The 11463-nt window shown below is 43.4% G+C and carries 8 protein-coding genes; 7 read left to right on the top strand and 1 reads right to left on the bottom strand.

Annotated elements, in window-relative coordinates; genetic code table 11:
* The first annotated feature begins 5 nt into the window (after positions 1–5).
* A complete protein-coding gene (locus CJD36_RS00660; protein WP_105037187.1) occupies positions 6–1436 on the top strand; it encodes a HEPN domain-containing protein in 1431 nt (476 codons plus the stop codon).
* A gap of 360 nt (positions 1437–1796) precedes the next feature.
* On the opposite strand, the gene CJD36_RS00650 is transcribed toward CJD36_RS00660, so the two are convergent.
* Positions 1797–2168: a DUF1801 domain-containing protein gene (locus tag CJD36_RS00650; RefSeq protein ID WP_205685529.1), complete on the bottom strand. Its 372-nt coding sequence runs from the start codon at positions 2166–2168 to the stop codon at positions 1797–1799.
* A gap of 209 nt (positions 2169–2377) precedes the next feature.
* Here CJD36_RS00650 and CJD36_RS00645 point away from each other — a divergent pair, with 209 nt between their 5' ends.
* From CJD36_RS00645 to CJD36_RS00610, 6 genes are all read left to right on the top strand, one after another.
* Complete coding sequence (locus CJD36_RS00645; RefSeq protein ID WP_105037185.1) at positions 2378–2830, top strand: ferritin-like domain-containing protein; 453 nt, start codon at positions 2378–2380, stop codon at positions 2828–2830.
* 719 nt (positions 2831–3549) lie between these two features.
* The gene (locus CJD36_RS23800) at positions 3550–6150 is read left to right on the top strand and encodes a T9SS type B sorting domain-containing protein (RefSeq protein WP_170067815.1); all 2601 of its coding nucleotides are present in this window, start codon (positions 3550–3552) and stop codon (positions 6148–6150) included.
* A 283-nt stretch (positions 6151–6433) separates the two neighbouring features.
* Positions 6434–7093, top strand: coding sequence for a hypothetical protein (locus CJD36_RS00625; RefSeq protein ID WP_105037181.1), 660 nt, complete (start codon positions 6434–6436; stop codon positions 7091–7093).
* A 79-nt stretch (positions 7094–7172) separates the two neighbouring features.
* Positions 7173–8192 (top strand): gliding motility-associated C-terminal domain-containing protein, encoded by a 1020-nt coding sequence (locus CJD36_RS00620; RefSeq protein WP_105037180.1) that lies wholly within the window; start codon positions 7173–7175, stop codon positions 8190–8192.
* Between the two features lie 296 nt (positions 8193–8488).
* Positions 8489–10021, top strand: coding sequence for an OmpP1/FadL family transporter (locus CJD36_RS00615; protein ID WP_105037179.1), 1533 nt, complete (start codon positions 8489–8491; stop codon positions 10019–10021).
* Positions 10022–10161: 140 nt separating this feature from the next.
* Complete coding sequence (locus tag CJD36_RS00610; RefSeq protein WP_105037178.1) at positions 10162–11328, top strand: glycosyltransferase family 9 protein; 1167 nt, start codon at positions 10162–10164, stop codon at positions 11326–11328.
* Positions 11329–11463 lie beyond the last annotated feature (135 nt).

Genomic DNA, 11463 nt, shown 5'->3' with positions numbered 1-11463 from the left:
ATAAAATGAACAAATCAGTTAACTCATTTCGACATATACCCCAACTTGTACCTTTTCTACAATCCCTTCGGCGTATTGACCCAGGCAACAATGAATATAATGCGCTTGTTGTTGATATTGAAAGGTCATTTTTAACTTCAGATGGCGTACATGGTCAAATCGAGCCCAAATTAATTTGGTATAAGGAAATTGACAATTTTTCCATTGATACATTTCGCAATGTCATAAAAAAAACCTTTGGGGGAGTCAATCATAAATACTCAGATGATTTAGCAGATTCCTTTTTATTACTTTATACATATTTTCGAAATGACTCTGAAGTAATACCTGTTGTTGAAGAAATATTTTCTTCAATCCAAACTATTTCGCTTTCTCAATATTACCTCTTACCCGCCAACATAACTGATGGATTTAAAGGATTTCAGTTCGGTGATTTTACATTTGGTGAGCTCGACGAGAAAAAATTTGAATATAGATGCAAAAGAGCCACATCAGATTACTTTGACAGGTATCAGAACAAACTCAAAAATAGGATATGCATAGATCGTGCATTTCATAACGTCAACATTATAGCATGGCATAGCCTTGCTGATAAGTACTCCATGCATGATGCTGGCTTTTCTGCAGCTTTGTTGATTTACTTCGAGAAATTGTCAGAAATAATGTTTCAGGATTTCTGGATTAGCTTTACTGAACAACAATCGTTGCAAATTGCATTTGGCATACCTTATATAGATGTGGAAAGATTCTCACGATTGGTTAATGCTGAAAAAGTGTCAATTTATTCCAAAATATCCGCGTTTAACAGAATGGTTGGATATGTTGTTCCGACGTTGCAAGCATCGTTTAATGTTTCTGTGCCATATCTATTAAATGATAAAATACAAGAAGTTAATTTAGCGCTTAAAAATGAGTTTGGATTCATCGATTTTGCTGATTCAGAATTCCATAAAACCATCCAATCTTTTACAAGATTCAATGCTAAAGCATATATTCATTTTTATGACAATCGAATTAACGAAGCATTCCTTCATTTTGTGATTGCACTTGATCTGTTACTTGGAGACAAGGGCGAAAGCACACAAACTGTATCTAATCGTACAGCAATTCTTACCTATCTAACTTTCAACGTTTCATTTCAAGATCAGAAAAAAACAATCCAAAAAATTTATGATGCGAGGAGTAAATATGTCCACAACGGTGAGGACGTCAACATACTATTACTTAAATCCTTAATGGAGGTATGCAGAATTATATTGGATATATTATTTTACATGCAATCTCAGCCTGATAACGAGAAGGCTATTTTCCATAAGTGGATAAAGAAACTTGATTATGTTGTCGCATCATATGATGCTGGTATTATAATCTCAAATGATGAACTAAAAGAAATTGGGATTTATAAAAAAGAACGCCCGATAATTAATGAAATTTAATCCTTGTTCGACATTATGTTATTAGCTTCGCCTTGGCAGTTCCTAATCTTCAGAGTGCTGTAAAAACTGCTTAGTTCGGCGTAGTCTTCCTGACTACGTCGTAGCGGTTGGCAATCTTCAGATTGCTGTAAAAACTGTTCACGATAAATTGTATCTACAAAACCAGAAGCGCTGGCTGAGCTTGCGAAGAGCGGTCGAGCCAACCACAAGCACACGCAGCCCAGCTCCTTTTGCCCGCGGAGCGATTCGCAAAAGTGCCGTTTTCTTTTGTTACTTTTCGCAGTTTATCCCGCTTATTGCGGGACGGCAGCACAAAGAAAAGTAAAGAAGCGGTTGGATAATTAAGCTACCGAACACAATTTACTTCCCCTTCAGCGTCACCACCACCATCTCCTCCAGCACCCCCATATCAATATCAGCCAGCTTCTTCACGTACACACAACCACCATCAGTTTTATGTTTACCCAGCCGGGCAAGCATCTCAGCACGCTGCTCCCCTTCCAGGCCCATCAGGTAAAGAGATATCGCAGCCTTACGTCGTGAGAACCCAACTTTGAACCAATCTACCTGCCTGCCCGATGAAGGACTTTCGTATCGGTGATTGCCAAAACCTATCAGCGATGCACCCCACATTTTGGGCTGCTGTTTAGTCAGCTTATGCATTAGTTTTATGAGCGTAGCACTGTCGGCACGTTTCTGCTCATCAGCCACACCGTTGATGAAATCATCCACACTCGCCTAATTCTAAGTTGTCTTTACTACCGCCAGTTTAGCCATAAAAATAGATTTACCGTTATGAGCATCTCTTCATCATAACCCCATAAAAATACAAATACCGGCAGACAATTTTGCCTGTTCAAACCAAAATCACCATTCAAACCAAGCCTTGGATACGGCACACCACTTGGCACGATATTTCAGTACACTAGTAAAAAAAACGTATGACCAACTCACCAAATCCGGGTCTTATCAACGACCTTATAGAGATCAACAATGACCGTGTAGACGGTTTTGAAAAAGTACTCGCCGACATCGACGATCAGAATGTAGATCTGAAGGCGCTCTTCCAGAAATTCGCCACACAAAGCCGTAAAAACGGTCAGGAATTGGCCGCATTGGTAGGAGATCCTACTGAAGTAGAAACCGGAAACAGCGTAAGCGGCACCTTGCACCGTGCATGGATCGACGTAAAAGCGCTTTTTGGCGGTAGCGATCGTGCAAGCATTCTTTCCGAGGCCGAACGCGGCGAAGATGCCATAAAGAAGGCTTACAAAGATGCTCTTGCGGGTGGCGAATTACCATTAAGTGCTATAGAAACTGTTGCTAAGCAGGCGCAGGAGATCAACGCAGCCCACGATGCCATTAAGGCACTGCGCGATGCAGCAAAAGCCTGATCAACAATCAAATGATCATTTTGAGAAGCCCCGTATGGGGCTTCTTTTGTTTCCAGGCATTAGCGAATTAAAATAAAACCAAATAAAAAATATACATCACTTCAAATAAACCCCACAACTTGTTGACTCACCTCAACATAGCTCCACTTATCCACAATTTTGTGAATATCTTTATTTTACCACCTCATTTTCCTTAATTAATTTGCATTGATTCCAAGCAAAACATGGCTAGCTCTTTGAAACTAAAAGTCCCTATTCGATCTGCAAAACAAAGAACGACTGCAACTATAAACTGTCAACTTTTTTCAGGACGACACATTGCCCACTATCAGGAAAATCCCTTAATCCTTTAAATCCTGCCTGTCCCAACCGAAGGTCGGGAGTTCAGACAACCACCCCAAAAAGTAGCAGAAAAAGTGGCAACATCTGGCAAAAAGTGGCAGAAAGTGGCAGAAAGTAGCAGTTGGTTAAAATCAGTAAAACCCTTGTCCAATAGCTATGTCAGCAAAACCGGTATCAAAAAACTGCCACTTTCGTGAAAAACTGCCACTTTTTTGTACAAAGCTAATATTTGCCGAAAATCAGCCTTCATTACGTAATCCAACATAACCGCTAAAAACTCTACAAAAACCAACGATTTTCATTAATTTAACGTCTATAATACGAAACCTATTTAATATTCTGCCCTTTTTGCCGGGGCACATGAAAAACAGCGGATTATGTTAAGACCCTTTTTTACACTTATCGCATTACTGTTAATAGCCAGCTGTGCATCCGCACAGGTACTCTTCCCAGTGCCCAACATACCCGGCGTCTGCGGGGTATCGGGCGTTATTGTTAATCTGAGGGGTGGTAGCGGTGGCGCCAGCAACAGCAGTGGCACCGGCTTCCCCGATGGTGGCGCAGGCGGACGTGCAGGCGCTATTGTCTGCACTTTAGATGTGGCTAACCCGGTGGTAGTTACGTCTCTTACTTATTATGTGGGTACTCAGGGCGCCGTTGGCGTACCTGTTTATACTGGCATTATTGGCGCGGCAGGTGGTACCGGCTATACCAATGGCGGTAACGCAGGCAATTTTGCAGGCCCCAGTGGTTTTGTAGGTACCGACGTTAGCGGCGGCGGTGGCGGCGGCTCATCGGCAGTGTTGAACACAACAAGCGGCGCAGTACTCCTGGTAGCTGCCGGCGGCGGCGGTGGTGGTGCATTAACCCCTTCAGTTGTTGGCGGTAATGGCGGCAACCCGGGTGCTAATGGCGGCAGTTTATCTCCCAATTTTGGTGGCACTGGTGGCTCTCCGGGTGTATTTGGTGCAGCAGGCGGTGCAGGCATAACCTATCCCGGACAACCGGGCGGCCCTACAGGCAACGGCGGTAACGGTGGCATAGGCCCTACAGGCAGTCAGTCTGCCGGTGGTGGCGGTGCAGGTTATGGCGGCGGCGGTGGCGGCGGTGCAGGTAATACAGTATTTTTAGGTGTAAATACTATCACCGCCGGTGGTGGCGGTGGCGCTAATTATGTGGCACCTACTGCTATAACCACTTCCCTTACCAACAATACAGCTACCGTTACCGGCAATGGCGTAGCTTCTCTGATCCTTTACCCCGATATTGCTACAACAACAGGCGTTAATCTCTGCGTAGGCGATCAATCAACATTCACACAGACAACTCCGGGCGGCACATGGAGCTCATCAGATGCTTCCATCGCAACGGTAAGCTCTTCTACCGGCATGTCCATCGTTGTTACAGCAGTATCTTCGGGCACTGCCAATATCTCTTACACAGCGGCGGCTGGTTACTGGTCTTTCGTTACTGTTACAGTAAACACTGCACCCGCTCCTATCGCAGGACCTTCTAATGTGTGCGTGTCGCAGACAATAAACATGACCGACATCACACCGGCCGGCACCTGGAGTAGTGCCAATACCAGCATAGCTACAATAGCTTCTACAGGCGTATTGACAGGAGTAACACCTGGTACTGTTATCATTTCATACACACTCCCAACCGGCTGTAGCGATACGGCTACAGTAATTGTAAATCCGTTCCCCGCGCCTATAGGTGGTACATTGTCTGTATGCATGGGTAGTGTAACTACCCTTACCGATGCTGTACCGGGGGGCACCTGGAGTAGCGTTACTACTACCGTTGCAACCATAGATCCTGTTACAGGTATGGTCACTCCTGTATCACCGGGCGTCACTACTATAGCTTACGGCTTTACTGCTTCGTGCTTCTTAACTACCACAGTTACTGTAAATGCTTTACCCTTTATAGGCCCGCTTACCTCTACCAATCCTACAACTTGTGGTGGCAGCGACGGTTCTATTTCTTTTGCAGGCCCTACCCTGGGCGTATCTTATTTGGTGAATTACGACTTCAATGGCACCCTCGCCTCTCCTATTACCGTACCCGTTGGCAGCAGCGGACAATTAGTTATTAATATGCCATCAACAGGTTTATTGTTAGCCGGCACTTATAGCAACATTTATATCACCAACACAACAACAGGCTGTGTATCTGCACCTGCCGGGCCTATCACACTTACAGATCCGCCAATACCGCCTACGCCTGAGATCACCTCTGTGCCTATCTGTTTCCACCAGACATTGTTCCTCGAAGCTACAGATGCATTGGGTGGCGGCACTTATGCATGGACAGGTCCTGATGGATTTACATCTGGCATCTATAACCCAAGTATTGTTGGCGCGGGGTATAACAATACCGGCACCTACTCGGTTATCTATACCTTGCAAAACTGTGTAAGCTTACCGGGTACTATCAATATAACCATACAGGCACCACCACAGCTCACCAATGTAACACCAAGCCAGACTATTCCTTATGGCACCAGCATACAGCTCTACGCTACCAATGCATTGTATTATACCTGGACGCCTAACGACGGTACGCTGAACGACCCGAACATTAACTTCCCCATAGCTACACCATTCACTACTACTACCTACACAGTTTATGGCATGAACCAATATGGCTGCCGCGATACTGCTTACGTGACGATAGTGGTAGATAGTGTATTTCACGGAGTGATCCCTACTGCCTTCACCCCTAATGGCGATGGTCGTAATGATATTTTCCACCCCATAGGTTTTGATTTCCACCGCATAGTTGAGTTCACTGTTTTCAACAGATGGGGTCAACAGATCTTCTATTCCAACAACATCAACGACGGCTGGGATGGCACCTTTAATGGCGTCCCTCAGGAAATGGGCACTTACTACTACAACATCATTGTAGCGCAGCCCGACGGCATGATGGAGAATAAAATTTATAAGGGCAGCGTCACCCTGATAAGGTAGTGCTATATTCTGCTTGATATTTATAAACAATAAGGCGTAGACATCTGTTTACGCCTTATTGTTTACCCTAAACCAACACAGGATGCCAATATATTTAAGACTTGTCTGTTCATCAACCACTCTTATCCTTTTGAAGGAGGAGTACCCTAAGTGTCCGCATTTTCATCCGTAACTTAGGGGGAGGTGGTTACGACAGAAGATGTGTTCCGATTTCATGAATGTATCAGTAACAATATTTCAACCCTATTTACGTTACAATCGCAGATCATAAAAGCAGCTTATAGTGCGAAAACTCCAGCTCATACTCTCCCTACTTATACTCACCAATGGCTTGTCCGCACAAACTGCAAAAAAAGATGACATAGTATGGCAGAAGATGTTACGTCCATTAAAACATGTTGATGTTACTAATAACACGCACCTTACACTCGCCCGGCCTTTTACCATTCAGCAGTTTGTTGAATACTATGTAAGAAATAGCAAAGTGATCACCGAAAAGAAATATAGCAAATGGGTAATTAATGAAGTGAACAGGGATTCGACCTACACCTATTTTGCCCGCGAAGTTGGCGGAGACAACGGCATCATCGATTTCTTCAAAGTAGCCACTATTGAACTGAAATACATAGACTACAATAAAATAGACGGCAACGAAATCAGAACAACTTTCTTCAATGAATTTGTACCGGCGGCAGACAAAGAAAGGGTCGCCAAAAAAGAAAAGAACTGCAGCTCAAGCTGCCATTCCGCAACCTATTCCTATAAATACATGCCACTAACACATGAACTGGAGATATCCTACAAATGGAAGATCAAATGCGATTTCCTCTACAACATCATCAACAAAACCTACACTGCAAAATACAATGTCACCACCCGCACGTTTGTAAATAATATAAGCTGCAAAAAAGTCAATAATCTTATCAAAATGACTATGCGTTAACTCTAAATTATTTTAAGGTGATTTTACATGTTATGTATAATTTATCTGCATAATATACTACTTTTAATAAAGCTTATCTATGAAAAACCTATCTATCATTTTCGTTTTGCTGCTATGCAGCCTACCTGCTACTTGCCAGATCGGCACTCCGGGTTTCACCCACTATACTACATGTCCTGCAACCTTTAGCCAGGTAGACTCTTGCATTGGCTGGTATCAACCCACTGGCGGCACTTCCGATTATTTCAATTACTGCGCAGCAGGCACAGACGTGGGCGTACCTCAAAACTACTTTGGCTACCAGGATGCTGTAGATAGCGTATACACCGGATTATACACATACGGACCAATAGGCCTTACAGACTATAGAGAGTATATAGGGACCACCATTGCCCCTCTTCTTGTAGGGCACACCTACACGATGACCATTTCTGTATCGCTCTCTGATAACAGCAACTATGCAAATGACGGACTAGGAGTATTTTTCTCTACCTACCGTGTGGATACCTCTTCTCTTATTTCTACTTTTCCACTTGCACCACAGATCGACTATTCGAGCTATGGCATTATAACGGACAAGATCAACTGGGTAACTCTTAGTAAAACCTTTGTCGCAGACTCTGCTTACACCCACCTTATGGTCGGCTGTTTCAAGTCCGATGTCACCACTAGTGTAAGTCATGTTGGTGGTGGTGACCCTGCCCTTGATTACGCCTACTATTATATTCACAGTATCGGTTTGCCCGATTATACAGGCGGCCCAATAGATACCATAGTAATACCGCCTGTCGATCCGCCGGCACCACCACCTGTTGACACCGTTAAACATACCTTCCCAAGCGGCTTCACACCAAATGGCGATGGCTGGAATGATGTATTTAGGATCATAGGCTTGCCGGGATATAATTTTGAAGGGTATTCATTAAGTATTTATAATCGTTTTGGTCAACGGGTGTTTTTCACAGAAAACCAGGCGGCCGGATGGAACGGCGTTTATAACCGGATGCCACAGGAGGTAGGTGTCTATTTTTATATGGCCACGTACAATTTCAATGGGGAACGAAAAATAGTAAAAGGAAATGTGACATTGGTTCGATGACGGTAGACCTATACACAGCTAGAGATTAAATAATAACATCACTGTGAATAACAGAAAGCTCCAAGTGATCCCGTCCTTCGTACCTTTACAATTTCCAATGAATACTATGCAAGAAATCAGAAAAAATTGCCAATAACCCGACTACCTTTTACACGGCACGGCTCCTCACTAAGACAAACTTGGTAAAATAATCTCCTCTACATTCCATCCATAAAAAATAGGTACGGTTTTTGCTTTTGTTAACTCAGACAAACTCTATTAAACATTACCTTTATTAAGTAGTCAATATTACTGTTATGCGGCACTTTAAATTTTTACTGGCATCTGTAGGCGTGGCGGCCACTTTACACTCATCTGCACAAGACCTCAATGAAGCCTACAACCTCTCTAATATGACACCGCAAGGTACTGCCCGCTCTATAGGTTTTGGCAGTGCTTTAGGATCTATAGGTGGCGACTTTTCGTCAATAAGTGTTAATCCTGCAGGTTTAGGCGTTTACCGTACATCAGAACTATCCTTTACTCCGTCTTTGAAGATCAATTTCGCTAGTTCCGATTTCCAGGGAGTCACCAGGAATGATAATAACACCCGCGCTAACATCAATAATTTTGGAGTAGTATTTACTGAGGCACCAAAGGGTCGCCGTTACGACCGCCGGGCATGGAAGGCCGTCTCCTTTGCCATAGGTGTCAACCGTGTTGCAGACTTCAACCACGACTACAATTATAAAGGCAATAACTCCACCAGCTCCGCATCATTGGCATTTGAAGCAGATGCCAACGCATACCCGAACTATATTACGCCCGGCACACTAGCCTACACAGGAGTTAACAGCGGTGTGATATCTTTATCAACACTCAATTATTACACTGCCGTGCCCTTTGCAGGCGGCATATCGCAAAGTAACGTGATACAGGAGCGTGGCGGTATTAACGAATACGCCATAGCACTTGGCGGCAACTATAAGGAAAAACTACTGCTCGGCGCCACAATAGGCATACCGTCTATGACGTATATCCGTAATTCAGATTATACTGAAACAGTGCTTCCTACAAATTCATATAATCCAGCTCATTTCCAAACATTCACTTACAACAACCAGTTGAATATTAGTGGACTCGGCGTAAATCTGAAATTAGGTGCGATCTATAAAGCCACCGATTTCATCAGGATAGGTGCTGCATTTCATACACCCACCCTTTATAGTATCAGCGAGGTAACCGACTATGGCATATCATCGGTAGTCAACAACTACCAATATGCAGTATCTACTGCCAACGACCTGCCGCAAAAACGTTTTGACTATAGCTTCGCCACTCCACTTAAAGCTGTATTAAGCGCATCGATCATCCTGAAAAAATTAGGTTTCGTTACCGCAGACTATGAGTATGTCAATTACGGCACAATGAAGTATTACTACCCTGCAGGATTTGATGAGAATACCGGCATCTCCTATAAAACCGAGGCCGACCAAATGAATCAGGCTATAAAGAATAACTACCAGTCTGCATCTAACATAAGAGTAGGTGCAGAAATTAAGATCACCAAGTACTTTATGGTAAGAGGTGGTGCAGGTTATTATGGCAACCCTTACAAAACCGGTACAGCTATGGAGCGCCTGGATATTTCAGCAGGACTTGGTTTCAGAACAAAGAACTTCTTTGCCGATTTCGGCGTGGTGAACAGTATGTACAAATTCAGCGAACAGGCCTACAGCAAAGTAAACTATGACTATGTAGCCAGCGCTAGTACTCATGCCTTACCTCCCGTAGCAACAGTAAAGAATACGGTTAATAATGTTGCTTTAACTGTAGGGGTAAAATTCTAGTATCTATGACCTTCAGTATTAGACAACGGTCCAAAAACCTGTCTGATTTGAACACAGGCAGAATGCAGTCCCATAAAAATTCGCTATTTCTTTTGACATCATTAGTAAAATATTAATTTTACCGGAAACCATACTATTGAATGCTCCGGAACATTTCTTTATCAGTACGCAAGATCCAGGGAAGAAAGGAAATAAAGAAAGTCTTAGCCACATTTAATAAATGGCAGCAGGAGATAGCAGCATTAAAACCGGCAACAACAATAGCTAAGAAACTGCTTATCATTCGCCTCGATGACATTGGCGACTATCTGTTGTTTCGCAATACCCTTACAGCCTACCGTAATGCTGCTCAATGGCAGGGCTACGAGATCACCTTACTCGCCAACCAGGTGTGGCGCAGCCTCTATGAGTTTGCAGACAAAGATGCCACCGACAAGGTAATATGGGTAAATAAAAACGACTATTTCGACAAAGATGATGTGCGCCTTGGCTTATGGCAATCGCTGCGCACCGAAGGATTTGATACTGTTATTTGTCCTGCCCGTGCCCGGCCATTGCTTATAGACGACGCTTGTATGCTGGCTGCAAACGCACCCAACAACATTGCCAGTTGTAATGATATGAAATACCACGAGTGGAATATCGTATCAGATAAGCTCTATACAAAGTTGTATCCTCAGAAAAATATGATGGTGCATGAGTTCTTATTCAACACCCAGTTCGCTGAACAGTGCACCGGGATCCATCTCAATATTCATCGCCCAGAGATAAACACGCCAACCGTTAATACAGGTATAACTGGACCATATATAGTATGCTTTATCGGGGGGTCTAAAAAAAGCCACAGATGGCCTGCTGAAGGATGGATAGACCTTATTCAACTGGCAGCTAATGACAACAAATACACGTTTGTGCTGGCAGGCGGAAAAGGAGACAAAGAAACTGCAGACAAAATTGCCACAGCTACAAATGCCATCAGCCTTGCAGGTGAAATATCGTTGCCTGAGGTGGCAGGCTGGATGAAAGGTGCCGCCGCAATAATAAGTAATGATACCATGTCGGCACACCTGGCCGTAGCATGCAACCGCCCTACCCTTATCGTTGCCAATGGCGATAATTTTTACAAATTTTGCGACTACAAGAGCGCAGACATAGACCAAGTAGACAATGCTTACCCCGACCTGTTTTTGAACCAATGGAAAAAGAAAAACTATAAACCATTCAAACATTACGTAGCCGTAACCAAAGACATTGCAACAATACCTGCAAGCCGGGTGTATGAAGCGCTGAACAAACTTGTACAATAGCCTCGACTATACCACCAATCACTTTAACTATCTTTCACTTACTTATAACTTACTGCAAAAAATCTATGTTTAGTTTATAACATAAATGAAAAATCATAACTACCTTTCTATAGAAATTTAACTCGAACCTAAAAA

Source organism: Flavipsychrobacter stenotrophus (assembly GCF_002954265.1).
GTDB lineage: Bacteria > Bacteroidota > Bacteroidia > Chitinophagales > Chitinophagaceae > Flavipsychrobacter > Flavipsychrobacter stenotrophus.
Note: the sequence above shows the minus strand (reverse complement) of the source record. Positions and strands in the feature narration are given on the sequence as shown.